Source organism: Nocardia amikacinitolerans NBRC 108937 (assembly GCF_001612615.1).
In the GTDB taxonomy this organism is placed as follows: domain Bacteria; phylum Actinomycetota; class Actinomycetes; order Mycobacteriales; family Mycobacteriaceae; genus Nocardia; species Nocardia amikacinitolerans.
In genome coordinates, this window is the sequence record NZ_BDAU01000029.1 from 1 (window position 1) to 26331 (window position 26331).

Consider the following 26331-nt stretch of genomic DNA (forward strand, 5'->3'; position numbering starts at 1 on the left):
GTCAACGGTTCGCGCCGTTGACTTTCCGGTCGACCTCGAGCCTTAGCGCGAGCGCGTCGAACGTGCTGGCCGGGACGTTTCCCGTCAACTGTTGGCGCCGTGAACTGGTCGACCTCGAAGGTGAGCGCGAGCGCGTCGAGCGCGTCGGCCGAAGCTGCCGTCAACCGTTGGCGCCGTTGACTTTCAGGTCGACGTCGAGCGCGAGCGCGTCGAACGTGCTGGCCGGGACGTTGCCGGTCAACGGTTGGCGCCGTGAACTTTCCGATCGACCTCGAAGGTGAGCGCGAGCGCGTCGAGCGCGTCGGCCGAGGCTGCCGTCAACGGTTGGCGCCGTTGACTTTCCGATCGACCTCGAGAGTGAGCGCGAGCGCGTCGAGCGTGCTGGCCGGGGTGATTCGGTTGGCGGTCTCGCCGCGGAGCACCGCCGAGACGTGGTCGATCATCGCGGTGTATTGGTCGGCGGGCGGCAGTCGCAGCTCGCGGGCGCCTTCGGAGGTGTAGGCGATGAGGGTCGTGGTGGGTTTGCCGTCGAACCCCATGGTCGAGACCGCGTGCAGGACCGCGTTGTCGAAGGTCGCGGTGTAGCCGCCGCGGGCGCCCCAGGACATCGGCATGAGCGAGGAAACCGTGTCGCGGGCGAGGGCGTTGTCGAAGACGAAGGCGGCCTCGATCACGGCGGAGTCGGCGTCGCGGGCGTAGGTGGTGACGTCTACCCGGTCGGGGCGGCCAAGGGTGCTGACGAGGAGATCCATGTCGCTGTGCATGGCCTCGAGCGGCAGAACTTTCAGGCCGAGGGAGGCGCCCGGCCACAGGTGAGCGGTCAAGTTCCACAGGCTCAGCTGCTCGAGCCGCCCGTAAGTGCCGTCGCGGACGGCCTCGAGCAGCACCCGATTGGCCGGGATGAACCGTTCGAACATGTCCACGAACACGTGCTTGTCGCTGCGTTCGGCAACTTCGACGACACATTGGGCGTCGGCGAGGTTGTCGGCCAGCGGGAGCTCGACCAGGGCGTGTTTCCCGGCTTCCAGTGCGCGTAGCACGAATTCGGCGTGCAACGGGATCGGCAAGCAGATGTCGACCAGGTCGAACGAGTCGCCGAAGGCTCGGTCCAGCTCGGTGGAGCAGGCGAATCCGAATCGCGCCGCGACGGTGGCGGTCTTGTCCGGATCGCGGCCGAACATCACCACCTCGACGTCGCGGCGTTGGGCGTAGACAGCGGCGTGGGCTCGACCGAATCCGGTGCCGAGCAAAGCGATCTTCATGACGAGTCACTCCTGCGGAGAATGCCGGGCGATTTGCCCGGACACAACCGACGCTAGATCGCTTTCAGGACAGATCCTGTCCTCGAATGACGGCAAAATCGGAAGGGTGAGTCACGACCTGCCCGCCCGGATCCTGCGCCTGCTGTCACTGCTGCAAATGCGCCGGGAATGGTCCGGCGCCGACCTCGCCGACCGGCTCGGTGTCACGGTGCGCACGGTACGCCGCGATATCGACCGGCTCCGCGAACTCGGCTACCCGGTCGACTCCGGCCCCGGTCACCACGGCGGCTACCGGCTCACCTCCGGCACCGACCTGCCGCCGCTGCTGCTCGACGACGACGAAGCCGTCGCCATCGCCGTCGCGCTGCGCACCGCCGCCACCGGCCTGACCGGGATCGCCGAGACAGCGCTGCGCGCGCTGGCCAAACTCGAACAAGTCCTCCCTGCGCGCCTGCGCGGTCGCGTCACCGCCGTCGAGCAGACCGTCACCGCACTGCACTACACCGGCGACGGCCCGCAAGCCGATCCCGCGGTACTCGCCACCGTGGCGGCGGCGTGCCGCGACCACGAGATCCTCACCTTCGACTACATCACCGGCCCCCGGCGGGTCGAACCGCTCGCCCTTGTAACCGGCGCCAGACGGTGGTACCTCGTCGCCTTCGACACGTATCGCGACGACTGGCGCCTGTACCGGCTGGACCGGCTGACCGCTCCGAGACCCACCGGTCGCCGGGTCACACCGCGGCCGCTACCCGCCCGCGATCCGGCCGCCTTCGTCGCCGACAAGATCGCCGAAGCGCCCGCGCGCTACCGCGCCGTCGCCATCGTGGCCGCCTCCGCCGAGTCCGTCGCCGCCCGCAGCTGGGGCGCACTTCCCAATCGGATCAAGCCGCTCGACGGGGATACCTGCACGCTCGATCTGTCCGGCGACTCGCTGCCCCGGATCGCCGCCCTCCTCACCGGCCTGGACATCGACTACACCCTCGACGCCGACCCTGCGGTCTTCGACCATCTGGCCAAGGTCGCCGACCGCATGCACCGCGCCGAGCGACCGTCGACGTGACGCCCGAAACCCGGCCCCCCGAACGCGATTCGGCGTCATTCACGCCGCGGCATGAGGCTTGCCGCCGCGGCCGCGCGCAGGTTCGCGGAGGCGCGCGCCCAGCGGCGGCGGGCGCGATCGGTGTCGGGCTCGATGAAGTTCGAGATGAGGATGCCGCGCAGCGCGTCCATGGCGGTGTAGACGAAATCGCGGGCGTCCTTGCGGCGCATCTCGTCGGGGACGAAACGGGCCACCGCCATCAGCACCGCGTTGTTGACGAACGGCTCGACCTTCTCCATGGCCGAGGCGAGCACCGGGTCGGTCCGGCCCGCGACCCACAGTTCGACGGTCGCGATGAACAGCGGGCCCTGGTGCAACTCCCACAGGAAATCCAAGGCCGCGGCGACCGGGTCCGCGCCGCTCTCGACCTTGGCCATTTCCCGCATCGCCGTCTCCGCGCGGCGCTGGGCCAGGTGACTGATCGCGGCGACGACGAGATCGTTCTTGGATCCGAAGTGATGCACCTGCGCCCCGCGCGTGACGCCGGCGCGCTCGGCGACCCGCGGCGTCGTCGTCCCCGCGTAGCCGTATTCGACCAGGCAATCGATGGTGGCGTCGAGCAGCCGCACGCGCATCTCGCTGCTGCGCTGCTCCTGGGTTCGGCGCTGCGGCTTGTCGGCGGCGGTCCTGGTCATTCCGACGATTCTACACTTACATACAGATCTGTATGTTCTGCCCTCGAGTTCCCACATACCGTTTGCACGCCTCACACAGGCGGTGCCTATGTGAGGCGTACACAAGGTGTGTGGCACCCCAGGTCCCGGCGCTATGGGCGAGCCGGTGTGGTGCCTCGGGAGAGCAACACGGTGAGCGCGAAGAGCAGCGTGCCGATCACCGCGAGCCCCGCGCCGACGGCGGCGGGCGCCGTGTAGCCGAGGCCCGCCGCGATGACCAGGCCGCCGAGCCACGCGCCCGCGGCATTGGCGATGTTCAGCGCCGCGTGGTTCAAGGCTGCTGCGAGAGTTTGGGCGTCGGCGGCGACGTCCATCAGCCGGGTCTGCAGGGCGGGGGCGAGCGCCGCGCCGGTCGCGCCGACCAGGAAAGCACCCGCGGCGGCGGTGAACGGATTGTGCGCCGCGGCGACGAAACCCGCGAGCACCAGGGCCATCGCGATCATCGCGACGAACACAGCGCGGTCGACGCCGCGGTCGGCGAGCACGCCGCCGACGATGTTGCCCGCCACCATGCCGAGCCCGAACAGCATCAGCACCAGCGGCACGAAGCCGATTGACATGCCCGCGACGTCGGTGAGGGTGGTGGTGATGTAGGTGTAGACGGCGAACATGCCGCCGAAGCCGACGGCGCCGACCGCCAAGGTCAGCAGCACCTGCGAGCGACGCAGCGCGCCGAGTTCGGTCCTCGGATCGGTGGTCTTCACACCGGTGAGTTCCGGCACGAAACGGGCGAGCGCCGCGACCGTCGCGATGCCGATCAACGCGACAACCACGAAGGCGTCCCGCCACCCGAGGTGCTGGCCGAGCCAGGTGGCGGCGGGAACGCCGACGACATTGGCGGCGCTCAGCCCCAACATCACGGCGGCAACGGCTTTGGCTCGCTGCCCGGCGGGCGCGAGCGTGGCCGCGGCCAGCGAAGCGACGCCGAAATACGCACCGTGCGGCAGACCGGAGACGAAGCGCGCGACGACCAGGCTTTCGAAGTTCGGCGCAAGGACGGTTGCCGCGTTGCCCACGGTGAACGCGATCATCAATGCGATGAGCAGGCGTTTGCGCGGAACCCGCGCGCAAAGCGCGGCAAGCACCGGCGCGCCGAGCACGACGCCGAGCGCGTACGCGGACACGGCGTGTCCCGCGCTCGGCTCCGAGACGTTCATGGCCCGCGCGATGTCCGGCAGCAAACCCATGGTGACGAACTCGGTCGTGCCGATGCCGAAGCCGCCGAGCGCCAGCGCCAGCATCGCGGGGACATGCCAATCGGTCCGCGCCTTGTCGGGCGGAGCGGGCAGATGGGTGGCTACCTGACTGGTCACGCCTTCATGTAACCGGCGCGCGCGTCCGATCGCTCCCCGGGCCGACGTGAGTTCGACCACCGTCCGCCGCGGTATCGGTCCAGTTCACAAGGCATTCCGACAATCAGGACCTGACCGGCTCTCGGCGCGCGAAGGTCCGCCGGTACTCGGCGGGCGTGACCCCGACCACGGACGCGAAGTGCCTGCGCAAATTCGTCGCGGTCCCCAGTCCGGACAGTCGGCTGATCCGCTCGATATTGAAATCGGTGGTCTCCAACAGCGACTGGGCATGCGCGAGGCGCTGGTTGAGCAACCACTGCATCGGCGTTGCTCCGGTGGAGCGGTGCAGCCGGCGGTGGAACGTGCGCGGGCTCATATTGGCCTTGGCCGCCAAGGTGTCGACGGTCAGCGGCTCGGCCAAGTGCTCGACGGCCCATTGCAGCACCGCGCCGAGATCGTCCGCTGGGCGCGCGGGAACGTTTCGGTCGATGTACTGCGCCTGGCCCCCGGACCGGTGCGGCGGAATCACCATGCGGCGCGCGAGCTGGTTCGCCACCTCGGCCCCGAGGTCGCGGCGGACCAGGTGCAGGCACAGGTCCACCGCAGCGGTCATGCCCGCGCTGGTGAGCACGTCGCCGTCGTCGACGTAGAGCACGGAGTCGTCGACCTCGACGTTCGGGAAACGCTTCGCCAGCATCTCGGCGTGCGCCCAGTGCGCGGTGACCCGCCTTCCGTCCAGCAGACCCGCCGCCGCCAGCGCGAAAGTGCCGTCGCACAGGGCGACCATGCGCGCGCCACGGTCGTGCGCGGCGGCCAGCGCGTCCAGCAACTCGGGTGGCAGTTCGCGTTCGGCGGTCACGCATTCGTGCGCGACCGAGGGCACGATCACGGTGTCGGCGGTCAACAGGTCGTCCAGACCGTGCTCGGCGCGGAGGAACGCGCCGAAGCCGATCGGCTGGGTCTGCTGGTCCGGCGCCACCGCGCACACCTTCAGCTCGTACCAGGGGTCGGCGAGATCGGGCTGCGGCGTGCCGAAAATCGAGGCGACGACGCCCAATTCGTAGAGATCCCATGGATGCAGCGCGCCGGGCGCGATGGCCATGGCGACGGTTCGACCGGTCATGCCTCCCAGTATGGCAGTAATCGTTCGCCAGGCGGCAGTTCTGCCACTCACACCCCGGCGGTTTCGTCGCGAAGACTGGTCGACGGGCGCCCACCCGACAGAACGACACGACGGAGGAATCATGAGCAAGACATCGGTCACCGTGCTGGGTCTCGGACGGATGGGCGCGGCGATCGCCGAGGTCTTCCTGCGCAACGGCCACCCGACCACGGTGTGGAATCGCACGCCGGGCAAGGCGATTCACCTCGACGAGCTCGGCGCACGGCGCGCGGACGACGTCGCCGAGGCGGTCGCCGCGAGCGAGCTGATCGTCACCGTGCTCGCCGACACGGCGGCCGCCGGAGACCAGCTCCTCCCGCTCGGCGCGGCGCTACACGGGCGGACGGTGCTCAACGTCGCGACCGGCCGCCCCGACACCGCGCGCGAGCTGGCCGACCGGCTCGCCGAGCACGGTGCGCGCTTCCTTGACGGGGGCGTCTTCGGCGTCCCGCAGACGGTGGGCACGCCCGACGCGCTGCTCGTCTACAGCGGCGAGACCGGCGCGCAGGCCGAATTCGCCGAGGTGATAGCGGAATTGGGCGCGACGAAGTACGTCGGCGCGGACGCGGGTCTCGCGGCGCTGCACGACATGGCGGTGCTCGGCGGGATGTACGGGCTGTTCGGCGGCTTCTTCCAGGCGACAGCCATGGTGCACACCGAGCGGGTCGCCGCGGTCGATTTCACCGACACGTTCCTGGTGCCCTGGCTGCGCGCGCTGCTCGACATGCTGCCGACGCTGGCCGCCGAGATCGACTCGCGGGAGTTCCCGGTGAACTTCTCCGATCTCGCGGTCAACGCGGCCGGCCTCGCCGACATCCGCACCACCAGCCGAAACCAAGGCGTGGCAACGGATCTGCTCGATCCGCTGCAGCGGCTGTTCGACGCCGAGGTCGAGCGCGGGCACGGGACGGCCAGCTTCACCAGGGCGTTCGCCGGACTGCTCGACGCACCCGTGCCTTCCGGGAGCTGACGGCGCGCGAACAGACTGCGGCGCAAGGGCACTCGCGGTGAGCCCGAATACACATCGGGCACCCGTTCCACCGCGAGGTGGGCGGGTGCCCGGTTCAACCCCGGCGCTGGGAAACCCCAGCGCCGGTCGGGTCGGACGGATCACGTCCGACCCCGGTGCCGACTCAGCGCAGCGCGCGAGCCAGGTTCGCGTCGAGCGCGCCGAGGAACTCCTCGGTGCTCAGGTAACCCTGGTCGCCGCCGACGAGCAGCGCGAGGTCCTTGGTCATCTGGCCGCCCTCGACGGTCTTGATGACGACGTCCTCGAGAGTCTGCGCGAAGCCGATCACCTCGGGGGTGTTGTCCAGCTTGCCGCGGTGCTCGAGACCACGGGTCCAGGCGAAGATCGACGCGATCGGGTTGGTCGAGGTCGGCTTGCCCTGCTGGTGCTGGCGGTAGTGCCGGGTGACGGTGCCGTGCGCGGCCTCGGCCTCGCAGGTCTTGCCGTCCGGGGTCAGCAGCACCGAGGTCATCAGGCCGAGCGAACCGAAGCCCTGGGCAACGGTGTCGGACTGCACGTCGCCGTCGTAGTTCTTGCAGGCCCAGACGTAGCCGCCCTCCCACTTCATGGAGGAGGCGACCATGTCGTCGATGAGGCGGTGCTCGTAGGTCAGGCCCGCCGCGTCGAACTGGCTCTTGAACTCGGCGTCGAAGATCTCCTGGAAGGTGTCCTTGAACATGCCGTCGTAGGCCTTCAGGATGGTGTTCTTCGTCGACATGTAGACGGGGTAGTTCTGCTGCAGGCCGTAGTTGAACGACGCACGCGCGAAGTCCTCGATGGACTTCTTGAAGTTGTACATGCCCATGATGACGCCGCCCTCGTCCGGCATCTTCACGACCTCGTGCACGATCGGCTCGCTGCCGTCCTCGGGGGTGAAGGTCAGGGTGACGGTGCCCGACTGGAAGACCTTGAAGTCGGTGGCGCGGTACTGGTCGCCGAAGGCGTGGCGGCCGATGATGATCGGCTTGGTCCAGCCGGGAACCAGTCGCGGAACGTTGGAGATGATGATCGGCGCGCGGAAGATGGTGCCGCCGAGGATGTTGCGGATGGTGCCGTTGGGCGAGCGCCACATCTTCTTGAGGCCGAACTCTTCGACGCGGGCCTCATCGGGGGTGATGGTGGCACACTTCACGCCGACGCCGTGCTGCTTGATGGCGTTGGCCGCGTCGATGGTGACCTGGTCGTCCGTCTTGTCGCGATACTCGATGCCGAGGTCGTAGTACTCGAGGTTCACGTCGAGGTACGGGTGGATCAGCTTGTCCTTGATGAACTGCCAGATGATCCGGGTCATCTCATCACCGTCGAGTTCGACGACGGTGCCTTCAACCTTGATCTTGGACATGGATCTTCGTGTCCTCCTAGGATGGTGCCCTTATTGCACGGCCAGGCGAACACGCTTGTGAGCGGACCCCAGCTGTTCAACAGACAACGTATATGTACCGCGTTGTTTGCGGGACGTGTGGTGCAAGCAAGACAAGCGTACTGCTGCCGACGACCTCACCGCGCGGGGAGGGCCCACTGTGCGGACTTCCAGACGGTTACCCACGAGTAGCCCCACGAGTGATCCCAACCACTTTCTCCATCATGTCATCCCGGGCAAGTCAGGCGCTCCGACCTGGGCGGAAGCCCGACGGCGGCCGGACGCGCGAGACGGCCCGCGCACCACGTATGCGCGGGCCGTCCCCGGTGCCGCTCAGACCGCGAGCGGGACGCGAACGCCCTCCTCCGCGTCCTCGGCGAAGTCCGCAGGCCCGGCCTTGATCATCAGCGCGATCACCGGAATCGCGGCGAGGAAGAAGCCGGCGCCGACGTAGAACGCGACGTCGTAGCTGTGGATGGCGGCGCGAGCGGCCAGGTCGTCGACGGTCGGGTTGTCGGCGAGGTAATCCTTCGCCGCCTGCACCGAGATGGTGGTGAGCAGCGCGGTGCCGACCGCGCCGCCGACCTGCTGGGCGGCGTTGAGCAACGCGCTGGCGACACCGGCGTCGGCCTCGTCCACCCGGTGCAGCGCGACCGCCTGCATGCCGACGAACAGCGGCCCCATGCCGAGCGCGATGAGCAACTGAGCGGGCAGCACACCGGCGGCATAGCTGTCGCCGTAGCCCAGCTGCGCCAGCCAGAGCAGCCCGACAACACCGAGCGCGGCGCCCGCGACCATCAGCGGACGCGGTCCGAGCTTGGGCAGCAGCGCGCTGGTGACGCCCGCCGACACCGCGATGCCCACCGGGAACGGCAGGAACGCGACGCCCGCCTTCAGCGGCGAGTAGCCGAGCGTGACCTGGAAGTAGAAGCTCAGGAACAGGAACATCGCGAACATCGCGATGGGGATCAGCAGCGCGGCGAGCAGCGCGCCGCCTCGGTTGCTCTCCCCCGGAATGCGCAGGGGCAACAGCGGATTCGACGAACGACGCTCGATGACGACGAACGCGACGAGCAACGCGAGCCCGGCGGCGAGCAACGCGAGGGTGCCGCCCGAGGTCCAGCCGTGATCGGCGGCGCGGCTGAAGCCGTACACGATGGCGATCAGACCCGCCGTCACGGTGACGGCACCGGGCACGTCGTAGCCGCCGGTCCGCGGTGCGGGCACGTCCCTGATGACGAACGCGAGCGCGCCGACGAACGCGAGAATCGCGATGGGGGTGTTGACCAGCAGGGTCCACCGCCATGACGCGTATTCGGTGAGCGCGCCGCCCGCGATCAGGCCGATCGCGGCGCCGCCCGCGGAGATGCCCGCGAACACCGCGAAGGCGCGGGCCCGCTCCTTCGCCTCGGTGAACGTCACCGAGACCAGCGCGAGCGCGGCGGGTGCGAGCAGCGCGGCGAACGCGCCTTGCAGGCCGCGGCCCGCGAAGAGCTGGGCGCCGTTCTGCGCCAGACCCGCGAGCGCCGAGGCGGCCGCGAAGCCGATCAGGCCGACCAGGAAGATCCGGCGGCGGCCGAGGTAGTCGGCGAGGCGGCCGCCGAGCAGCAGCAGGCCGCCGAAGATCAGCGTGTACGCGGTGAGGGCCCACTGCTTGTCGCCCTCGCTGATGCCAAGGTCACGCTGCGCGAACGGCAGCGCGATCGTCACGATGGTCGCGTCGAGGACCACCATCAACTGGGCAAGGCCGATCACGCCGAGCGCCAGCCAGCGGGCCGAGTCGCGCCGGTCGTCCGGCGCGTGCACCGCTGTCGATATCTCGCTCACTTTGTCTCCTCGTCGTCGGAAGTGCGCGTTAGCGGCAATCCTGTCATCGTCCGACATTTGGCGTCAATAGAAAAATGTCGCAGTCAGACATTTGCCATGTTGCGACAGTTGAGCGAGTGTCTGAGTTACAGTGGGGAGATGCTCGACTCATCGACGCCGGCGGGCACGAACGCGGCCGAGAACGCCGCCGCGACCGGGAACAGCACCGGCCGCGCGGCCTCGGGGCGAGAAGACGCAGCACCTCTGGGCCTACGCGAGCGCAAGAAGCAGCAGACGAGGCAGCGCATCATGAACATCGCGCTCGAGCTGTGCGACAAGCAGGGCTTCGACGCGACGACGGTCGAGCAGATCGCGAACGCGGCCGACGTCTCGCCGCGCACCGTCAACCGGTATTTCGAGACGAAAGAGGACATCGTCCTCGCGCCTATCCTCGACTTCGGCCAAATGGTTGCCGAGAAGTTGCGAGAAGAGCCGCTCGGCGGCAACCAACTGCGCGCGCTGTGCAACGCCTATCTCCGGGTGATCGATGACGCGGCGAGCGAGAACTCGGCCGTATCGTTCTGCAGGTTCCAGCAGATGCAGCGGGTCGCCCGTGACAGCCCTTCGGTCAACAGCCGCGCGCTGGAGTTCGCCGACAGCAAGTCCGATGCCATCACCGCGGTGCTCGCCGAACGCCTCGGCACCACGCAAGGGGCGCTGAGCGTGCGATTGCTCGTCTCCACCTGGCAGATGCTGTGTCATCTCGCGATGGACGTGCACGGCGAGCTGATCATGGACGGCGATCCGGAGACCGCGGTGCGCGCGGCGCGGGCGACGCTGCTCGACGCGTACGCGGAGTTCATGCGGGTCTGCGCGGAACCGGTGACCGAATCGGCGGAGTGAGATCGGCTACGAATTTCGGCCATTGGCCGCCCGCCAGCTACCATGTCCGTCAGGTCATGAGTGCCAGCGCCAAGCCCCGGCTCGCTGGACGGCAACCCTCCAGCAGCGGTGGGGTGCTCCGGGTGATGACCGGGCCCTCGAAGGTCGAGGGCAAGCGCGCTGTCAGGAGGTTCCCGGAAATGTGTTGTCCTGGATAGACCGCATCACCGATCTCGTTAGTTCCGGCGAACAACTCTTGTGGAGCATGACATGACCGACCCCGTAGCGGCCGAGTTCGATCCTGCCCGTTGGTCCTTCGAGACCAAGCAGGTGCATGCGGGCCAAGCCCCCGATCCGAGCACCGGCGCCCGCGCCCTGCCGATCTACCAGACCACCTCCTACGCCTTCCGCGACACCGACCACGCGGCGGCGCTGTTCGGTCTCGCCGAGCCGGGCAACATCTACACCCGCATCATGAACCCGACCCAGGATGTGGTCGAGCAGCGCATCGCCGCCCTGGAAGGCGGTGTCGCCGCGCTGCTGCTGGCCTCCGGGCAGGCCGCGGAGACTTTCGCGATTCTCAATCTCGCCGAGGCTGGCGACCACATCGTGTCCAGCCCGCACCTGTACGGCGGCACCTACAACCTCTTCCACTACTCGCTGCCGAAGCTCGGCATCGAGGTCTCGTTCGTCGAGGACCCGGACGATCTCGAGCAGTGGCGCGCGGCGATCCGGCCCAACACCAAGGCGTTCTTCGGCGAGACAATCGCCAATCCCAGCAGCGCCGTGTTCGACATCCCCGGCATCGCCGAGGTCGCGCACGCCGCGGGGATCCCGCTGATCGTGGACAACACCGTCGCGACCCCGTACCTGATCCAGCCGTTGGCGCACGGCGCCGACATCGTGGTGCACTCCGCCACCAAGTACCTGGGCGGGCACGGCGCGGCCGTCGCCGGTGCGATCGTCGACGGCGGAAAGTTCGACTGGACCGTCCGCGACGACAAGGGCGAGCCGCGCTTCCCCGGCTTCACCACCCCGGACCCGAGCTACAACGGCGTGGTCTTCGCCGACCTCGGCGCGCCCGCCTACGCGCTGAAGGCCCGCGTGCAGCTGCTGCGCGACCTGGGCGCGGCGGTCTCGCCGTTCAACGCGTTCCTCATCGCGCAGGGCATCGAGACGCTGAGCCTGCGCGTCGAGCGCCACGTCGCCAACGCGCGGGCGGTCGCCGAATTCCTGGCCGAACATCCGGCCGTCGAAGCGGTCCACTACGCGGGACTGCCCGGCTCGCCCTGGCATGAGCGGGCCAAGCGGCTCGCGCCGAAGGGGACCGGCGCGATCGTCTCGTTCGAGCTGCGCGGCGGCGTCGACGCGGGCAAGAAGTTCGTGGACGCGTTAGTCCTGCACAGCCACGTCGCTAACATCGGGGACGTGCGTTCTCTGGTGATCCATCCGGCCTCCACGACGCACTCCCAACTGACACCCGAGCAACAGTTCGCCTCCGGCGTCACCCCGGGGCTGGTCCGCCTCGCCGTGGGTATCGAGGGAATCGACGACATTCTGGCCGATCTGCGCGCCGGATTCACGGCGGCGACGACGTGACCGTGAGCACCGAGCAGAGCATCGAGTCCGGCGTCGGCCTGCTGCCGCCGCCGGACGGTCGGCCCGGCGTCATCGCGATCGGGGACGTGCGGCTGGAAAGCGGCGCGGTGATTCCGGACGTGCACCTCGCCGTGCAGCGGTGGGGCGAGCTCTCCCCCACCCTGGACAATGTGGTGCTCGTCGAGCACGCTCTGACCGGTGATTCGCACGTCGTCGGCACGCCCGACGACATCCACTCCCAGCCCGGCTGGTGGGAGGGCATGGTCGGGCCGGGCGCGCCGGTGGACACCGACGAATGGTGTGTGATCGCGACCAACGTGCTCGGCGGCTGTAAGGGCAGCACCGGGCCGTCGTCGCTCGCGCCGGACGGCAAGCCGTGGGGTTCGCGTTTCCCGGAGATCTCCATCCGCGATCAGGTGAGCGCCGAGGCCGCGCTGCTGGATCTGCTCGGCATCGAGCGGCTCGCCGCTGTGGTCGGCGGATCGATGGGCGGCATGCGGGTGCTGGAGTGGATGATCGGCGCGCCCGAACGGGTGGCCGCGGCGCTGGTGCTGGCCGTCGGTGCGCGCGCCACCGCCGACCAGATCGGCACCCAGACCACCCAGATCGCCGCCATCAAGGCCGACCCGGACTGGCAGGGCGGCGACTATCACGACACCGAGCGCGCGCCGATGACCGGCATGGGCATCGCGCGCCGCATCGCGCACCTCACCTACCGCACCGAGGGCGAACTCGACCACCGCTTCGAGAACCACGCGCAGGGTTCCGAGGATCCGTGGAACGGCGGTCGCTACGCGGTGCAGAGCTACCTGGACCACCAGGCCGAAAAGCTGTGCAAGCGTTTCGATCCCGCCACCTACGTGCTGCTGACCGAGGCGATGAACCGGCACGACGTCGGGCGCGGACGCGGCGGTATCGAGGCCGCGCTCGCCGCGACGCCGGTGCCCTGCGTGGTCGGCGGCGTGGACTCCGACCGGCTCTATCCGCTGCGCACGCAGCAGGAACTGGCCGACGCGCTACCCGGCTGCGCACGACTGGAAGTGGTGCATTCGCGCGACGGGCACGACGGGTTCCTGACCGAGGCGGCGGCGGTTTCCAAATTGCTCATCGAGACCATGCGGTTGGCGCGGGAGAACCGCTGACGCGTCCGCCGCTGTCGACCTGACATCCCCGCTGCGCGTCCGCCGCGGCGGCGATGGAACCACCGGTGCGCGCCTCGTCAAGCGCCCGTGCGGCGGCGGGCATCCTCGATGCGATTGATATTGGTCTCGATCCAGTCGCGCAAGGCCGCGATGGGGACGCGCAGGCTGTGGCCCAGCTCGGTGAGCGTGTAGTCGACACGCGGTGGGATGGTGGGATGCACTGTGCGCGTGACGAATCCATCGGCCTCCAGCTGACGCAGGGTCTGCGTCAGCATCTTCTGGGAGATTCCCTCGATGCGGCGTCGCAGGTCGGTGTAGCGCAATGTGCCCTCGGCGAGCGCGTCGACGATCAGCACCGTCCATTTGCCCGCGACATGGTCGAGCACCTGCCGTGTGGGGCACTTTGCGGAGTAGACATCGGCGGGCAGACCACTGGCCTCGTGAATCGTACGCACCCATCCGAGTGTAACGAACCCGAAAGTGCCTTCTTCCTAATAGTGCGTCGCTCTCCGATAGTAAGAATTATGAACGCACAGGCACTTTCGGTTCCCGACGCCATCCGAACCCGTCGCACAGTCCGCCACTATCGGCCGAACCCGGTCGCCCCGGAACTCCTCGACGAACTGCTCGATCTCGCGGTGCAAGCCCCGAGCGCCTGGAACATGCAGGACCGGTCGATCGTGGTGGTGACCAGCGATACCGGTCGAAAAGCACTGTCCGAGGCAGCTTTCGGACAGCCGCAACCGCTGGAGGCGCCGGTGACGCTGGTCTTCGTCGCCGACCCGGCTGCCTGGCGGGCGGGCAACGGCGACATCGCGGACTTGGCCGGGCGCAACGGCGCGTGGAACGCCGAATTCATGGCCTTGTTCGAGTCCCGAGCCGAATTCCACGCACTGGAGCAGCGCGGACTGCTCAGGGAGAACGCCGTGAAGAACGCGATGATCGCCGCGACGTACGTGATGCTCGCGGCGGCCAGCCTCGGGCTGGCCTCGGCGCCCATGAACGGCTGGGACCCCGCACTCGTCAAGCGGGCCATCGGCATCGACGATCGGGACGATCTGGCCATCGCGGTTATGGTGGCCGTCGGCTATCCCGCGTCGGCGGTGCCGCATCCGGGCCGCCGGGAACGCGACCGGACCGTCTTCAGCGAACGTTATCCAGGCTGAGCGGAGGGCGTCGCGCACCCGGCCCGGTACAAAAGTCTGGTGCGCGATGCCTCGGCCTCAGCCGACACCGAGGGTGTTGATGGTGGCGGCGAGGAAGACGATGGCGGAGCCGAGCAAACTCAACGCGCCAACGTCGAATGGCTTGCTGCGCACCGCGAGCAGCCCAACCCGCGCAGTCGGCAGGCACAACCGGAAGGCCGCCGCCAATAACGTCGCCCCACCGAAGAACAGCGCACCGCGCCGCCACCGATCCTGTGCGACGAAGGCCACCGCGACCACAACGACGAGCACGACGACCACCATCGGCAGATGACACTTCACAAACTGCGCTGCCCGGCCGCCTGCGTGTCGTCCAGCGGACGCGTCGAGATCGGTCACGCCCCCGATTCTTGCAGACGCACCCTCGCCGCCCGCGCCCCCACCACCCGCTCCCGTCGACGTCGGGCTCGGTGTCCTCCGGCATTGCGCCGACCCGAGCACGGGCAGCTTCGGCTGGTGGACCCGGCGGCGCGGTAATGGCGGCGCCTGGTTGACTTGGTGCGTGTTCCGCCTGATGTTCCACGAGCCGTGCATTCCGCCGAACACCGGAAACGCGATCCGTCTGGTCGCCGGGACTGGCTGTGAGCTGCACCTGATCGAGCCGCTGGGGTTCGACCTCTCGGAGTCCAAGCTGCGCAGGGCCGGGTTGGATTACCACGATCTCGCCTCGGTCACCGTGCACGAGAGCCTGCCCGCCGCCTGGGAAGCGCTGCGGCCGGAGCGCGTCTACGCCTTCACCACCAAGTCGACGACCCGCTACACCGACATCGCCTACCAGCCAGGCGACGTCCTGCTCTTCGGCACCGAACCCACCGGCCTGCCCGACCACGTCCTCGACGACCCCCACGTCACCGCCCACCTGCGCATCCCCATGCTCCCCGGCCGCCGCTCCATGAACCTCTCCAACGCCGCCGCCGTCACCGTCTACGAAGCCTGGCGCCAGCTGGGCTTTCCCGGCGGGATCTGAGAGCGGCGCGGCTACCATTTACGCATGCCAGAGCCGCACCGCGAGCAGCCGAATCTCCCCACCCACCTGACATGGGAGGAACTGGAGAAGCTGCCCGCCGAGATCGCCGCGCAGATCGAGCTGTGGAACGGGCGCGTGGTCTGGCTGCCCCGTGGCCCGGGGCGAACATCAGATATTCACCGGCCGAATGTGGACAGCGCTCGAACGCTGCGGCCCTCCAACTATCTGCTCACCGGGGAATGGACCCGCGACGCTCCGAACGGTATCGAGTTCGATTTCCCGTTCCCGATCAGCATTCCGTGGACCGAACTCGAGTTCTGAGGTAGCCGCCCTCAGTCCTCGATCTCGAAACGCTTGTGGCGGGAGGTGGCGCCCGCGGTGAGGCGGACGGCGGTTTTGGGGACGTTGTAGTGGGTGGCGAGGAGTTCGATCGCGGCCTTGTTGGCCTTGCCCTCGACGGCGGGGGCGCGGACGTAGAGCTGGAGGGTGCCGTCCGGAAGTGGTTCGACGAGTGGGCCTTTACGGCTGTTGGGTTTGATGATCGCCCTGACCACCGTCGGCGGCATCGGGGGCTCCTGTTCGGGTGGCGGCGGGAACCGCTGTGCTGGAAGGGCTTTCGGTCGGGCGACGCCTGCGGCGCACCAAGCGGACGACGGCGAACACGAGGGCGCCGACGATCGCGAGGAAACCGAGCCAGGGAATCGCCTTGCCGGTGAACACGACCGCGTCCTTCAGCCAGTCGACCAGCGAGTTCCAGCCCGCGACGATGCCGTCCCAGAAGTTGCTCGGTCCCGCGTCGGAGTCCTTGTCGGTCGTGGTGATCTCGATGGTGAGGGTGGACAGCGCGACCTGATCGTCGAGGCGGCGCTTCTGGGCGGTGAGGCTGTCGAGTTCGCCCTGGCGGCTGGCCAGCGCCTGCTCGGCGGCGATGAGATCGGCGGTGGTCGCGGCGCCGGTGATCAGCGCGCGCAGCCGGTCGACCGAGGCCTGCAACGCCTTGATCCTGGCGTCCAGGTCCTCCCACTGCATGGTGACGTCGTCCCGGTTGGTGCTCACCCTGGTGAGGGTGCCGATCGCGCCGAGGCCGTTCACGAACGCGTCGGTCTTGTCGGCGGGCACCCGCACGGTCAGCGACGCGCTTGGCTCGGTGTCGTCGGTGCCGGGCTGCTCGGTGCGGCTGTCCACCCGGCCGCCCGCCTCGCGCACCCGGTCGGAGACCTGCGCCGCGGCCGCGATCGGATCGCCCGCGGTGATGTCGATACTGCCGGTGACGACCTCCTTGCGGTCGACGGTGTCGGTGTCCTGCCCGCGACTGTCGCCGGGCGTGGGCGCCTGCTCACGGAACCCGGGCGGCGACACCGGCGCGGAGGCACCCGTCTTGGCCTGCGAGCCACCGGAGTCGGCCCGATCGTCGTCGCCGCAGCCGACGAGCAGCGCCAAGCCGAGCAGAGCGACGCACACCACAACAAGCTTCCGCATGCTCGCAGCGTAACCGCCCCACCGCGCGCGGTCACCGCCGTTCGTCAGCAGATGTCGGCACGCGGCGTCACAGGTCCGCGGGCAATATCCGGAAGGCAGCGACGCCTGGAGTCAGCGGTTCGATAGCTCGAAAGTCGCGCTGATCCAACGTGAATATGCAATCGGTCCGGTACTTGTCGGCGAGGGCGACTCCGACGGCATCCGCCAAATCCAGCCGGAGCCCCTCGTACTTGGAGCGAATCGACTGCGCCGACGCGAGATCGACATGCTTGAGCTCCGCGAGCTTGTAACGCCCTTCGATCAAACGGCCCATCAGGGCGTCGGTGACCTGCATCGCGGCTTCGAATCCGAGGTCACGGTGCACCAGGTGGTCCAGTTCGGTCAGGACCAACGGTGAAATCACCAACGTCTCGGTTTCCATGACCTGGAGCGCTTGTTCATGCTCCGCTTGGTCTTGATCGAAGGCCGCGAAGAGGGCGGAGGTGTCGGCGACGATGATCACCGCCGCGCCGCCCGCGACTTGATGTGGTCGTAGACCGCATCGTCCATCTCTTCCGCGGTGCGCGATCGACCACTGCGAAAGACCGGCAGCGGTTTATCGGCCTTCGGCCTGTCCGATGAGTCGAGCAGCATGGTGATCCCCCGTCGAATGAGTTCCGCCTTGCTCACCCCCGTCGCGGCGGCTTCGGCGTCGAGCCGGACCTCCAATTCCTCGGGGAGGTACACGGTCGTCTTGATCATGCCATATAGGGTACCACCCACGGAAGCGGCTCAACGGAAGTCGCGCGACTTGCCGTCGATCCGCAGGTGCAGTCGCTGGAGGTGTTCCGCGACGACGCTGACGGCGCCCTCCGCGTTCTGCACCCGTCCGCGGATGAGCAGGGCGGTGGCGCTCTGGGCGAGGCGGCGGTAGCGGGCCCACAGGCCGACGGAGCAGACGACGTTCACCATGCCGGTCTCGTCCTCCAGGTTGAGGAAGGTGACGCCCTCGGCGGTGGCGGGGCGCTGGCGGTGGGTGACCGCGCCGCCGACCAGCACACGGGAACCGTCGGGGACTGCGAGCAGGCCCGAGGCCGGGATGGCGCCGAGCGCGTCGAGCTGCGGGCGCAGGAATTCGGTCGGGTAGCTGCCCGGTGAGATTCCGGTGGCCCACACGTCGGCGGCCGCGAGTTCCAGTTCGCTCATACCGGGCAGGGCGGGTGCGGTGGTCGCGGCGCCGGTGCCGGGCAGCCGATCCGCTCGCTCCCCCGCCGCCGCGCCCGCCGCCCACAGCGCCTCACGCCTGCTGATGCCGAGGCTGCCGAGCGCGCCCGCGGTGGCCAGCGATTCGGCTTGCGCGACAGAGAGTTCCACCCGTCCGGTGAGGTCGAGGAACGAGGTGTACGGTCCGCGTTCGCGCCGGGCGGCGACGATCCGCTCGGCAAGTTCCGTGCCGAGGTGGCGGACGGCGGCGAGCCCGAGCCGGATCTCGGTGCCCGCCGCCTCCAATGTCGCCTCGGCCAAGCTGGCGTTGATGTCGGGGCCGTGCACCGCGATCCCGTGCCTGCGCGCGTCGGCGACCAGGGATTGCGGGGAGTAGAAGCCCATCGGCTGGGCGCGCAGCAATCCGGCCGTGAATGCCGCGTGATGGTGCAGCTTGAACCACGCCGAATAGAACACCAGCGCGGCGAAGCTCTGCGAATGACTTTCCGGGAAGCCGAAATTCGCGAAGGCGTAGAGCTTCTCGTAGATGCGGTCGGCGATCTCGCCGGTGATGCCGTGCAGGTCGCGCATGCCCTGGTAGAGGCGAGCCTTGATGCGCTCCATGCGTTCCGGTGAGCGTTTGGACCCCATCGCGCGGCGCAGCTGATCGGCCTCGGCGGCGGTGAAACCGGCGACGTCGACGGCCATCTGCATCAGCTGCTCCTGGAACAGCGGAACGCCGAGGGTACGGCCGAGCGAATTCTCCAGTGCCGGATGGTCGTAGTCCCATTTCTCGCGCTCGTTGCGGCGGCGGATGTAAGGGTGCACCGAGCCGCCCTGGATCGGCCCGGGGCGAATCAACGCGACCTGCACCACCAGGTCGTAGAAATCGCGCGGCTTTAGCCTGGGCAGGGTGGCCATCTGGGCCCGCGACTCCACCTGGAAGACGCCGACCGAGTCCGCGCGCGAAAGCATGTCGTAGACCGCGGTCTCTTTCAGGTCGAGCTTGTGCAACTCCACCTCGATGCCCTTGTGCTCGCGCACCATATCGATCATGTAGTGCAGCGCGGATAGCATGCCGAGCCCGAGCATGTCGAACTTCACCAACCCGACCGCGGCGCAATCGTCCTTGTCCCACTGCAATACGCTGCGGCCAGGCATGCGCGCCCACTCCACCGGGCACACGTCGGCGATGGGACGGTCGCAGATCACCATGCCGCCGGAATGGATGCCCAAATGCCTTGGCAGCCCTTCGATGTCGGCGGCCAAGTGCAGCACCTCGTCGGGAATGTCGGTGCCGGTCTCGGCCGCGACGCCGGTCCAGCGGCTCACCTGCTTGCTCCACGCGTCCTGCTGTCCTGGCGAAAAGCCAAGCGCGCGTGCGGCATCGCGCACCGCCGACTTGCCGCGGTAGGTGATCACATTGGCCACCTGGGCGGCGTACTCGCGACCGTATTTGGCGTAGACGTGCTGGATCGCCTCCTCCCGGCGATCGGATTCGATGTCCACGTCGATATCGGGCGGTCCGTCGCGTTCCGGCGAGAGGAAGCGTTCGAACAGCAGCGAGTTGGCCACCGGATCGACGTTGGTGATGCCGATGGCGTAGCAGACCGCGGAGTTGGCCGCCGAACCCCTTCCCTGGCACAGGATGTCGTTGTCCGCGCAGAAGCTGACGATGTCGTGCACCACAAGGAAGTAGCCGGGGAAGCCGAGTTGCTCGATCACCGCGAGCTCGTGTTCGATCTGCCGGTAGGCCGCCGGGTTCTCCGTGCGCGAGCCGTAGCGGCGGGCCGCACCGCGCAGGGCGAGTTCGCGCAGCCAGGAGTTCTCGTCGTGGCCGTACGGCACGTCGAAGGGCGGCAGTTGGGGCGCGATGAGGCGCAGGTCGAAGGCGCATTCGCGGGCCAGCGCCGCGGCATTGGCCACCGCGTCGGGGCAGGACGCGAACAGCAGCGCCATCTCCGCACCCGAGCGCAGGTGCGCGCCGCCGGTGGGCGCCAACCAGCCCGCGATGTCGTCCAGGCTCTGCCTGGCCCGGATGGCGGCCAGCGCCATGGCCCGGCGGCGTTGCGCGGGTGCGGCGAAATGCGCTCCGGTGGTCGCTATCACGGGCAGGCCGAGCCGGTCGGCGAGGTCGATGAGGTGGGCGTTGCGCTCGTCGTCCTCCGGGACGCCGTGGTGGGTGAGTTCCACGCCGACCCGTTCGACGCCGAAACGCTCGGTGAGTTCGCGCAACGCGGCCTCGGCACGCACCAGGTGGGTGTCGCCGACGCGCAGGTCCTCGTCGAGCGCGCGGCGCAGGTGCCCTTTGCGGCAGCCGGTCAGGATGTGCCAGTGTCCGCCCGCCGCCTCGGTGAGGACGTCGAGGTCGTAGCGGAGGATGCCCTTCTCCCCCGCGGCAAGGTGCGCGGCGGCGATCTCGCGGGACAGCCGTCGATAGCCCTCTTGGCCGCGGGCCAGCACGAGCAGGTGTTGTCCGGCCGGATCCGGCGCGCCCGTGCGCGGCGCGGAGTCCGGCGCGTCGGCGTGCGTTTTCGGCGCGTCCAGGCGCACGTCCTGCGGACCCAGCGACAGTTCCGCACCGAAGACGGTCGCCATTCCCAGCTCCTTGGCCGCCTCCGCGAAGCGGACGGTGCCGTAGAAACCGTCGTGGTCGGTGAGCGCGATCGCCTCCAATCCCAGCCGCACGGCCTCCTCCACCAACTCTTCGGGCTGGCTGGCGCCGTCGAGGAAGCTGTAGGCCGAATGCGCGTGCAGTTCCGCGTACGGCACGGTCGGGCCGTCGTGGTGTACCGGCTCGGCCGAGTACGGCTCGCGCTTGCGCGACCAGGCCGGGCTGTCGCCGCCGTCGCCCGGGTACATGGCGTCCGGGTTGGTCCGGCCGGGACGACCGGACAGCACCCGTTCCAGTTCGGACCAGGTCGGTGGGCCGTTGCTCCAACCCATGACACGTCACCTCCTCATCTCGAACATACATTCGATAGATGCGGAGGTGCGCGGGGGTCCGCCCAACGGATACCGAGTCGCAACCAGCGGGCGGCGGGCCCCTCATCGACCCGCCGCCCGCCCGCCGATCAGCCCTCTCGAACCCGCTCGGTGGAGCCGGCGGCCACCGCGGCGTCCACCCGGTCCAGCCCGTCGCGGATCATCTCGCCGTACGCGTCGTCGGCCAGAATCCGCAGGTGACCGCGCGCGATCGCCAATTGCATTCGGGCGCCGTCGAAATCGCCGAGCCTGCGGTGACTGTCGGCCAGGTTCAGATACAGCGAAGGCAGGAAACAGCGCAGTCCCTCGTCCAGCGGGATTCCGGGACCGAACACCGCGGCGAGCGCGCGCTGATCCCAATGCAGCGCGTCCTCGTCCTTCTCCTGAAGGACGGCGAGGTGATGCGCGATCACGCAGCGCTGCAAGGGATCACCGGACGGATCTAGTTCCTCCCACAGCGCACCGAGCGCGCGGCGCGCCGCTTCCGGATTCCCGCTGCCGAGCCGCACCGCGGCAAAGATGTCCGCCATCCGATCGTCCGCCATGCGGACGAGTATCGCACATATGTTCGAAGGATTCGAGAGCTCTTCAAACGCGTCTCCGGGCGTGACGAGCGCCACTTGGCGAGTAAACTTACTTCAGAGTAAGTTCTTGCCCATTCCAGGCCGTCACCGTTGACGCGACAAAGGAGCGATCCCGATGAACCGAGCTTCCGCCGACGACGCCGGTGTGCGCGGGCAGATCCGCCGCAACCGCCGCAACCGGGATCTGACCGGCAGGCACGTCCTCATCACCGGCGCCTCCTCCGGCATCGGCAGGGCCGCCGCGGTGGCCGTGGCCGACAAGGGCGCCACGGTGTTCCTGCTGGCCCGCCGCGGCGACGAACTCGCGTCCGTAGTCGAGGAGATCCGCGCCGCGGGCGGCTCGGCGTACGGATACCAGTGCGACGTCACCGATTCCGATTCCGTCGACCACACCGTCAAGACCATCCTCGACGAGCACGGCCACGTCGACATGCTGGTGAACAACGCGGGCCGCTCGATCCGCCGCGCCATCCACCGCTCCACCGACCGCCTGCACGACTTCGAGCGGACCATGGCGGTGAACTACTTCGGCGCGCTGCGCATGACGCTGGCCCTGCTGCCGCAGATGCGCGAGCGCAAGTTCGGCCACATCGTCCAGATCAGTAGCGCGGGTGTGCAAGTCGCGACCCCCCGGTTCTCCGCCTACCTGGCGAGCAAGGCGGCGCTGGACAAGTTCACCGAGGTCGCGGCCGTGGAGACCATGGCAGACGGCGTCACCTTCACCACCATCCACATGCCGCTGGTGCGCACACCGATGATCACCCCGAGCGGCGCCCAAGGGCCGTCGGAATCACCCGAGTGGGCGGCGGCCACGATCGTGCGCGCACTCACCGAGCGCCCCAAGCGGATCGACGTCCCGATCGGCACCATCGCCGAATACGGCGCGCTGCTCACGCCCAAGTTCCGCGACCGCGTCCTGCACCGCTACTACCGCGCGCTGCCGGACTCCCCCGCCGCCAAGGGCGAAACCACCGACACCGAGGAAGACGCGGAACCCGTTGCCCCGCAACCGGAACCACGGGAGCCCTCGACCGCACGCCGGGTCACCGGCACCGTGCTGCGCCGCGCCGCCCGCTGGGTCCCCGGCACCCACTGGTGACGCACGCTACCCCTGCGCGCTTGCCGTTCCGCACGATCCCCTGATCGCCGCCCAGCGTCGACTCCCCGCGCGCGGAATCACCGACGTCCCACACATCTTTCGCACGGTTCACATAGGCACCGACTGTGTGAAGCGTGTGGAGAGTATGTGGGACTTGGCAAGCGGTAGGCGGCGGCACAACCGGAGGTGGCTGGTCGGGTGCAGCGCAAGGGATTTGGCTGCGAACGGCGTCAGTGTCGGTGGACGACGACAGCGGACGGTGCCGACGCGGCGCGCGATCAGGGCAGCGGCTGGATGGGGTCGGCCAAGAGGGCGGTGACCGGTTTCGGGCCCGCGCCGCAGCTGGCTTGGCGCGGGGGGTAGGCGATCGTCCGCGCGGTGACGCGCCAGCGTCTGCCGTCTCGGTGAGTGACGATCGCACTGCCCGCGTACGTGGGATCGGTTGCGGGAGCGTCTTTTTCGGACTCGACGGTGAGTTCGTCGAGGCCCGCGGCGACCTCAGCGCGCACCGCGAGTTCGGCGACCTGCTCGACGGGCCGATGCCCGCTGCGCCCGCGCAAACCGGTGAGCGCGACCTCACCGCGGTGGGCGGCCGCCACGGCGGCGGTCGCGGCGGCGGTGTCGACGCGACCGTAGGTGAGGCCCGAGGGCAGCAGCACCATGGCGGGCGCGAAGCGGTGGCCGCCGGTGTGCGAGCACTCCCAGACCCGGTCGGGGTTGGCGGTCGCGAGGGCCGCGGCGATGGGGCGGCCGAGCACGGCGCAGCACTGGTCGCGTTTGCCGTGCGCGCAGACCAGGACCAGCGGGTCGGTCACCGGCTCGCCGATGCCGGGCGGCGGTCCGTCGAGCAGGTGCAGGTCGATTTCGAGCAACTGCTTCAGGTCGGTGATCTCGAGCCGCTCGCACCAGCCGCCCTCGGCGCGCGAGTTGACCAGCAGAACCGTTCGGGCGCCGGTGAATTCGCTGCGGCCGGGGCGACGGATCAGGGTCGGGCGGGCGCGCGCGGCGGTGGTGCGCGCGGCGAGTTCCGCGCTGATCTCGGGGCCGAGCACTTCGTCGCCGATCACGTCACGACCCCACGCGCCGGGGTGTTCGACACAAAGCCAGCTGCTCACCTTCGTCGCGGTGCCGGGCAACGGAACGTCGGCCGACGCCGCCGAGCACAGCATGCCGTCGAACGCGTTCATCGCGCGCTCACGCGGACGGACCTGTCGGTAATGAGCACCGTTTCACTCTAGATTCCGCGCGCCGTGCTCTCTCACGGCACGGCGAGGAACGGCAGCACCGCGGCCTCGAACTCACGGTACCGGTCGCGGTGGATGCTGTGGCCGCAGGCGAACGGGGTGACGGTGCAGTCGGCGACCAAGCCGAGCAGCACCTCGAGCTTCGCGAGATCGACCATGCCGCCGGGTCCGCCGCGCAGCACCAGCGTGGGAGCGGTGATGTCGCCCAGCCGGTCCCACCATTCCGGGTTCGGCTTGCGGAACTGTTCCAGCGCCGTACGGGTCATCGAGCGATCGAAGGCGAGGACGGCGCGCGGGTGCCGGATGAGGCTGGTCGTCGCGTGCCAGAGTTCCGGCAGGGTCGGGAACCGGCGGGTCAGCCGGAGTTCCTCGTCGCCGGAGCGCAGCGGCAGCGGGCATTCCTCGATGACCAGCCTGCGCACCAGCTCGGGCCGCTCCTGCGCGACGCAGGACACCGCGTAGCCGCCCAGCGAGTGCCCGACCAGATCCACCTGGCTCAGTTCGAGGTGCTCGCACAGGCGCAGCACGTCGGCGCCGAACTCGTCGAAGCGGTAGGAATCGGTGTGCGAGCTGTGGCCGTGCCCGCGCAGGTCGGGAATGATCACCCGCCGCCCCGCCTGCGCCAACCGGCGCGCGAAGCGATCCCAGGTGTGCCCGTCCCCGCCCATGCCGTGCACCAGCACGACGGGCGTCTCGTCGACCGCTCCCGAATCGCGATAGGCGATCTCCATCCCACCGAACGCCATCCGGGCAGCCGTCAGATTCACGATGTTCGAGAGTACCGACCCCCACCCAACCCCCGCCCGGTGTTTGTCGGCAGCATCACAGCTGTTGAGCACGGTTGGCGAGGTCTCGGCTGCGTTGTTCGCAGCGCGCCCGATCTGCGGCCGACCTCGGGCGTCAGCTGCCGATGAGGGGGTGCTCCTCGCCCCACTTCAGCATCGCGTACAGGATGTCGCTGAGGCTCTCGCCGTCTTCGGTGAGTTGGTAGACGACGCGGGGCGGCACTTCGGCGTAGACGGTGCGGGTGAGGATGCGCTGGTGTTCGAGGGCGCGCAGGCGGTCGGTGAGAGTCTTGGCGCTCGGCGAACCGAGGGCGGTGCGCAGGTCGCCGAAGCGCTTGGGGCCGGAGAGCAGTTCGCGGACGATCAGCGTCGTCCATTTTCCGTCGAGAACCTTCAGCGTGCGCTCCACACCGCACCCCGAGCACTCGGTGTCTTGGAGTTGTTTCAGCTGCTCAGAGCCGATGGTTCCCATCGGGAAATAATATCACTTCCTGGGTATTGCTTTACTGCCGAAACTAGCGTCGTGGACATGAACACATCAACCGTGATCGTCCACGGCGCGACCGGAATCCAGGGCGCCGCCATCGTCCGCGGCCTGCTGTCCGCGGGGCACCGCGTCCGAGGCGCCGTCCACACTTCTCCCGCCGCGCTGCACCCGGACGCCGAACCGGTCCACGCCGACCTGCTCGACCCCGAGTCGCTGGCCGCCGCGTACGCGGGCGCCGACGCCGTGATCGTGCAACTGCCGCTCGTCTTCACCGACCTCGCCGTCCAGCAGTCCGATGCGGTGCTGGCCGGACTTCGGAAGGCGGGCGTCGAGCGGGTCGTCTTCAATACCGGCACGGTGCTGCCGCCCGCGCCCATCGGGGTGCCGTTCGTGGACGCCCGCGTGCTGCTGTCCGCCGAACTGACCCGCGGCGCCGAGGCGGCCACGGTGGTCGCGCCCGCTCGGCAGTACATGGAGAACCTCGTCGCCCCTTGGTCCGCGCCGCTCGTGCGCGCCGGGGAGCTCGCCTATCCGCTGCCGCGGGAATTGCCCGTCCCGTGGGTCGCGCTCGATGATCTCGGCTCGACCGTCACCGACCTGATCACGGCGACGAGCCCGCCTGCGCTGCGGATCGTCGCGGGTCCGCAGATGCTGACGGGAGACGAGGTCGCCGCCGAGCTCAGCACGGTCCTCGGACACCCGGTGCGGTGGAATTCCATATCTCCCGAGGCTTATCGGGAGATGCTCGCCCCGCACCTCGGCGCCGAGGCCGCCGCGGGGGTTGCCGGGGTGTACACACCGCAGCCCCCGGAAGCGCCCACGCCGCCGGAACCCGATCCGTCGGCGCTCGTGACCGGAGCCACCACCCTGCGGGACTGGGCCATGCGCCAGGACTGGCACACAGCCGCGTAGATACAGCCACTTGTTGAGGTGGGGAACACGGTTCACACCGCTGGGGCGCGTGCGGGCGCGCGGCGGGCGGCGGGCGTGCTCGCGCGCGGCGGGCAGCGGGCAGCGGGCAGCG

28 protein-coding genes and 1 riboswitch are annotated in these 26331 nt (G+C 69.0%); of the genes, 11 read left to right on the plus strand and 17 right to left on the minus strand.

Going from position 1 to position 26331, the window contains the following annotated elements:
• Positions 1 to 281 (plus strand): hypothetical protein (locus NAM01S_RS36165; protein WP_218018427.1); only part of this gene is annotated, 281 nt, incomplete at its 5' end.
• A 36-nt stretch (positions 282 to 317) separates the two neighbouring features.
• Here NAM01S_RS36165 and NAM01S_RS21335 read toward each other — a convergent pair.
• Entirely contained in the window at positions 318 to 1262 is a 945-nt protein-coding gene (locus NAM01S_RS21335; RefSeq protein ID WP_067787920.1) for a Gfo/Idh/MocA family protein, read from the minus strand.
• Between the two features lie 106 nt (positions 1263 to 1368).
• On the opposite strand from NAM01S_RS21335, the gene NAM01S_RS21340 reads away from it, so the two are divergent.
• A complete protein-coding gene (locus NAM01S_RS21340) occupies positions 1369 to 2325 on the plus strand; it encodes a helix-turn-helix transcriptional regulator (RefSeq protein WP_067787923.1) in 957 nt (318 codons plus the stop codon).
• 35 nt (positions 2326 to 2360) lie between these two features.
• Here the strand turns inward: NAM01S_RS21340 and NAM01S_RS21345 are convergent, their stop codons facing one another.
• The 3 genes from NAM01S_RS21345 to NAM01S_RS21355 form a co-directional block, all read right to left on the minus strand.
• On the minus strand, positions 2361 to 2999 hold the full coding sequence (locus NAM01S_RS21345; protein WP_067787925.1) for a TetR/AcrR family transcriptional regulator: 639 nt from the start codon (positions 2997 to 2999) through the stop codon (positions 2361 to 2363).
• A gap of 131 nt (positions 3000 to 3130) precedes the next feature.
• Complete coding sequence (locus NAM01S_RS21350) at positions 3131 to 4351, minus strand: MFS transporter (RefSeq protein WP_372511696.1); 1221 nt, start codon at positions 4349 to 4351, stop codon at positions 3131 to 3133.
• Positions 4352 to 4454: 103 nt separating this feature from the next.
• The gene (locus NAM01S_RS21355) at positions 4455 to 5453 is read right to left on the minus strand and encodes a helix-turn-helix domain-containing protein (RefSeq protein WP_067787927.1); all 999 of its coding nucleotides are present in this window, start codon (positions 5451 to 5453) and stop codon (positions 4455 to 4457) included.
• 10 nt (positions 5454 to 5463) lie between these two features.
• Between NAM01S_RS21355 and NAM01S_RS21360 the strand changes: the two genes are divergently transcribed.
• Entirely contained in the window at positions 5464 to 6462 is a 999-nt protein-coding gene (locus tag NAM01S_RS21360) for an NAD(P)-dependent oxidoreductase (protein ID WP_157107831.1), read from the plus strand.
• Positions 6463 to 6625: 163 nt separating this feature from the next.
• Here NAM01S_RS21360 and NAM01S_RS21365 read toward each other — a convergent pair whose 3' ends face one another.
• Together NAM01S_RS21365 and NAM01S_RS21370 are read right to left on the minus strand one after the other, a co-directional pair.
• Positions 6626 to 7843 (minus strand): NADP-dependent isocitrate dehydrogenase, encoded by a 1218-nt coding sequence (locus NAM01S_RS21365; RefSeq protein ID WP_067787931.1) that lies wholly within the window; start codon positions 7841 to 7843, stop codon positions 6626 to 6628.
• Between the two features lie 351 nt (positions 7844 to 8194).
• Complete coding sequence (locus NAM01S_RS21370) at positions 8195 to 9688, minus strand: MFS transporter (RefSeq protein ID WP_067787932.1); 1494 nt, start codon at positions 9686 to 9688, stop codon at positions 8195 to 8197.
• A gap of 21 nt (positions 9689 to 9709) precedes the next feature.
• Here NAM01S_RS21370 and NAM01S_RS21375 point away from each other — a divergent pair, with 21 nt between their 5' ends.
• The 3 genes from NAM01S_RS21375 to metX all read left to right on the plus strand — a co-directional run bounded on the left by NAM01S_RS21375 (position 9710) and on the right by metX (position 13290).
• The gene (locus NAM01S_RS21375) at positions 9710 to 10570 is read left to right on the plus strand and encodes a TetR/AcrR family transcriptional regulator (RefSeq protein WP_255284325.1); all 861 of its coding nucleotides are present in this window, start codon (positions 9710 to 9712) and stop codon (positions 10568 to 10570) included.
• A 52-nt stretch (positions 10571 to 10622) separates the two neighbouring features.
• A riboswitch (SAM riboswitch) is annotated at positions 10623 to 10733 on the plus strand.
• Between the two features lie 86 nt (positions 10734 to 10819).
• Complete coding sequence (locus NAM01S_RS21380) at positions 10820 to 12148, plus strand: bifunctional o-acetylhomoserine/o-acetylserine sulfhydrylase (RefSeq protein ID WP_067787962.1); 1329 nt, start codon at positions 10820 to 10822, stop codon at positions 12146 to 12148.
• Positions 12145 to 13290, plus strand: coding sequence for a homoserine O-acetyltransferase MetX (gene metX, locus NAM01S_RS21385; protein WP_084483149.1), 1146 nt, complete (start codon positions 12145 to 12147; stop codon positions 13288 to 13290). The genes NAM01S_RS21380 and metX overlap by 4 nt, the downstream gene beginning before the upstream one ends.
• Before the next feature lie 77 nt (positions 13291 to 13367).
• Here metX and NAM01S_RS21390 read toward each other — a convergent pair whose 3' ends face one another.
• Complete coding sequence (locus NAM01S_RS21390; protein ID WP_084483150.1) at positions 13368 to 13745, minus strand: winged helix-turn-helix transcriptional regulator; 378 nt, start codon at positions 13743 to 13745, stop codon at positions 13368 to 13370.
• Positions 13746 to 13814: 69 nt separating this feature from the next.
• Between NAM01S_RS21390 and NAM01S_RS21395 the strand changes: the two genes are divergently transcribed.
• Complete coding sequence (locus NAM01S_RS21395; protein WP_067787936.1) at positions 13815 to 14456, plus strand: nitroreductase family protein; 642 nt, start codon at positions 13815 to 13817, stop codon at positions 14454 to 14456.
• A 57-nt stretch (positions 14457 to 14513) separates the two neighbouring features.
• On the opposite strand, the gene NAM01S_RS21400 is transcribed toward NAM01S_RS21395, so the two are convergent.
• Positions 14514 to 14759, minus strand: a complete 246-nt coding sequence (locus NAM01S_RS21400) for a DUF3017 domain-containing protein (RefSeq protein ID WP_067787966.1) — start codon at positions 14757 to 14759, stop codon at positions 14514 to 14516.
• A 238-nt stretch (positions 14760 to 14997) separates the two neighbouring features.
• On the opposite strand from NAM01S_RS21400, the gene NAM01S_RS21405 reads away from it, so the two are divergent.
• The gene (locus NAM01S_RS21405; RefSeq protein WP_218018428.1) at positions 14998 to 15462 is read left to right on the plus strand and encodes a tRNA (cytidine(34)-2'-O)-methyltransferase; all 465 of its coding nucleotides are present in this window, start codon (positions 14998 to 15000) and stop codon (positions 15460 to 15462) included.
• A 24-nt stretch (positions 15463 to 15486) separates the two neighbouring features.
• Positions 15487 to 15783: a hypothetical protein gene (locus NAM01S_RS35175; RefSeq protein ID WP_067787940.1), complete on the plus strand. Its 297-nt coding sequence runs from the start codon at positions 15487 to 15489 to the stop codon at positions 15781 to 15783.
• An 11-nt stretch (positions 15784 to 15794) separates the two neighbouring features.
• On the opposite strand, the gene NAM01S_RS21415 is transcribed toward NAM01S_RS35175, so the two are convergent.
• The 6 genes from NAM01S_RS21415 to NAM01S_RS21440 form a co-directional block, all read right to left on the minus strand.
• Positions 15795 to 16028, minus strand: coding sequence for a DUF167 domain-containing protein (locus tag NAM01S_RS21415; RefSeq protein ID WP_067787942.1), 234 nt, complete (start codon positions 16026 to 16028; stop codon positions 15795 to 15797).
• Positions 15982 to 16941: a DUF4349 domain-containing protein gene (locus NAM01S_RS21420; RefSeq protein ID WP_067787944.1), complete on the minus strand. Its 960-nt coding sequence runs from the start codon at positions 16939 to 16941 to the stop codon at positions 15982 to 15984. The genes NAM01S_RS21415 and NAM01S_RS21420 overlap by 47 nt, the downstream gene beginning before the upstream one ends.
• 67 nt (positions 16942 to 17008) lie before the next feature.
• Complete coding sequence (locus NAM01S_RS21425) at positions 17009 to 17443, minus strand: type II toxin-antitoxin system VapC family toxin (RefSeq protein ID WP_067787946.1); 435 nt, start codon at positions 17441 to 17443, stop codon at positions 17009 to 17011.
• Positions 17440 to 17682, minus strand: a complete 243-nt coding sequence (locus tag NAM01S_RS21430) for a ribbon-helix-helix protein, CopG family (protein WP_067787948.1) — start codon at positions 17680 to 17682, stop codon at positions 17440 to 17442. The genes NAM01S_RS21425 and NAM01S_RS21430 overlap by 4 nt, the downstream gene beginning before the upstream one ends.
• Before the next feature lie 30 nt (positions 17683 to 17712).
• Complete coding sequence (locus NAM01S_RS21435) at positions 17713 to 21069, minus strand: error-prone DNA polymerase (protein WP_067787949.1); 3357 nt, start codon at positions 21067 to 21069, stop codon at positions 17713 to 17715.
• A gap of 128 nt (positions 21070 to 21197) precedes the next feature.
• Complete coding sequence (locus NAM01S_RS21440) at positions 21198 to 21653, minus strand: hypothetical protein (RefSeq protein ID WP_067787950.1); 456 nt, start codon at positions 21651 to 21653, stop codon at positions 21198 to 21200.
• A 154-nt stretch (positions 21654 to 21807) separates the two neighbouring features.
• Here NAM01S_RS21440 and NAM01S_RS21445 point away from each other — a divergent pair, with 154 nt between their 5' ends.
• Positions 21808 to 22791 (plus strand): SDR family NAD(P)-dependent oxidoreductase, encoded by a 984-nt coding sequence (locus NAM01S_RS21445; protein WP_067787952.1) that lies wholly within the window; start codon positions 21808 to 21810, stop codon positions 22789 to 22791.
• A gap of 278 nt (positions 22792 to 23069) precedes the next feature.
• On the opposite strand, the gene NAM01S_RS21450 is transcribed toward NAM01S_RS21445, so the two are convergent.
• The 3 genes from NAM01S_RS21450 to NAM01S_RS21460 all read right to left on the minus strand — a co-directional run bounded on the left by NAM01S_RS21450 (position 23070) and on the right by NAM01S_RS21460 (position 25292).
• Positions 23070 to 23978: a ferredoxin family protein gene (locus NAM01S_RS21450; RefSeq protein WP_067787953.1), complete on the minus strand. Its 909-nt coding sequence runs from the start codon at positions 23976 to 23978 to the stop codon at positions 23070 to 23072.
• Positions 23979 to 24049: 71 nt separating this feature from the next.
• Complete coding sequence (locus NAM01S_RS21455; protein ID WP_067787955.1) at positions 24050 to 24781, minus strand: alpha/beta fold hydrolase; 732 nt, start codon at positions 24779 to 24781, stop codon at positions 24050 to 24052.
• A gap of 154 nt (positions 24782 to 24935) precedes the next feature.
• Positions 24936 to 25292, minus strand: coding sequence for a winged helix-turn-helix transcriptional regulator (locus NAM01S_RS21460; protein ID WP_067787956.1), 357 nt, complete (start codon positions 25290 to 25292; stop codon positions 24936 to 24938).
• A gap of 57 nt (positions 25293 to 25349) precedes the next feature.
• Here NAM01S_RS21460 and NAM01S_RS21465 point away from each other — a divergent pair, with 57 nt between their 5' ends.
• The gene (locus NAM01S_RS21465) at positions 25350 to 26219 is read left to right on the plus strand and encodes an NmrA family NAD(P)-binding protein (protein WP_067787958.1); all 870 of its coding nucleotides are present in this window, start codon (positions 25350 to 25352) and stop codon (positions 26217 to 26219) included.
• Positions 26220 to 26331 lie beyond the last annotated feature (112 nt).

Excerpts from the sequence above, each read along its gene's own strand:
- NAM01S_RS21335 (WP_067787920.1), bottom strand. The coding sequence starts at position 1,262 with ATGAAGATCGCTTTGCTCGGCACCGGATTCGGTCGAGCCCACGCCGCT.
- NAM01S_RS21345 (WP_067787925.1), bottom strand. The coding sequence starts at position 2,999 with ATGACCAGGACCGCCGCCGACAAGCCGCAGCGCCGAACCCAGGAGCAG.
- NAM01S_RS21355 (WP_067787927.1), bottom strand. The coding sequence starts at position 5,453 with ATGACCGGTCGAACCGTCGCCATGGCCATCGCGCCCGGCGCGCTGCAT.
- NAM01S_RS21360 (WP_157107831.1), top strand. The coding sequence starts at position 5,464 with ATGGCAGTAATCGTTCGCCAGGCGGCAGTTCTGCCACTCACACCCCGG.
- NAM01S_RS21365 (WP_067787931.1), bottom strand. The coding sequence starts at position 7,843 with ATGTCCAAGATCAAGGTTGAAGGCACCGTCGTCGAACTCGACGGTGAT.
- NAM01S_RS21380 (WP_067787962.1), top strand. The coding sequence starts at position 10,820 with ATGACCGACCCCGTAGCGGCCGAGTTCGATCCTGCCCGTTGGTCCTTC.
- NAM01S_RS21395 (WP_067787936.1), top strand. The coding sequence starts at position 13,815 with ATGAACGCACAGGCACTTTCGGTTCCCGACGCCATCCGAACCCGTCGC.
- NAM01S_RS21400 (WP_067787966.1), bottom strand. The coding sequence starts at position 14,759 with ATGGTGGTCGTCGTGCTCGTCGTTGTGGTCGCGGTGGCCTTCGTCGCA.
- NAM01S_RS35175 (WP_067787940.1), top strand. The coding sequence starts at position 15,487 with ATGCCAGAGCCGCACCGCGAGCAGCCGAATCTCCCCACCCACCTGACA.
- NAM01S_RS21415 (WP_067787942.1), bottom strand. The coding sequence starts at position 16,028 with ATGCCGCCGACGGTGGTCAGGGCGATCATCAAACCCAACAGCCGTAAA.
- NAM01S_RS21420 (WP_067787944.1), bottom strand. The coding sequence starts at position 16,941 with ATGCGGAAGCTTGTTGTGGTGTGCGTCGCTCTGCTCGGCTTGGCGCTG.
- NAM01S_RS21430 (WP_067787948.1), bottom strand. The coding sequence starts at position 17,682 with ATGATCAAGACGACCGTGTACCTCCCCGAGGAATTGGAGGTCCGGCTC.
- NAM01S_RS21435 (WP_067787949.1), bottom strand. The coding sequence starts at position 21,069 with ATGGGTTGGAGCAACGGCCCACCGACCTGGTCCGAACTGGAACGGGTG.
- NAM01S_RS21440 (WP_067787950.1), bottom strand. The coding sequence starts at position 21,653 with ATGGCGGACGATCGGATGGCGGACATCTTTGCCGCGGTGCGGCTCGGC.
- NAM01S_RS21445 (WP_067787952.1), top strand. The coding sequence starts at position 21,808 with ATGAACCGAGCTTCCGCCGACGACGCCGGTGTGCGCGGGCAGATCCGC.
- NAM01S_RS21450 (WP_067787953.1), bottom strand. The coding sequence starts at position 23,978 with ATGAACGCGTTCGACGGCATGCTGTGCTCGGCGGCGTCGGCCGACGTT.
- NAM01S_RS21455 (WP_067787955.1), bottom strand. The coding sequence starts at position 24,781 with ATGGCGTTCGGTGGGATGGAGATCGCCTATCGCGATTCGGGAGCGGTC.
- NAM01S_RS21460 (WP_067787956.1), bottom strand. The coding sequence starts at position 25,292 with ATGGGAACCATCGGCTCTGAGCAGCTGAAACAACTCCAAGACACCGAG.
- NAM01S_RS21465 (WP_067787958.1), top strand. The coding sequence starts at position 25,350 with ATGAACACATCAACCGTGATCGTCCACGGCGCGACCGGAATCCAGGGC.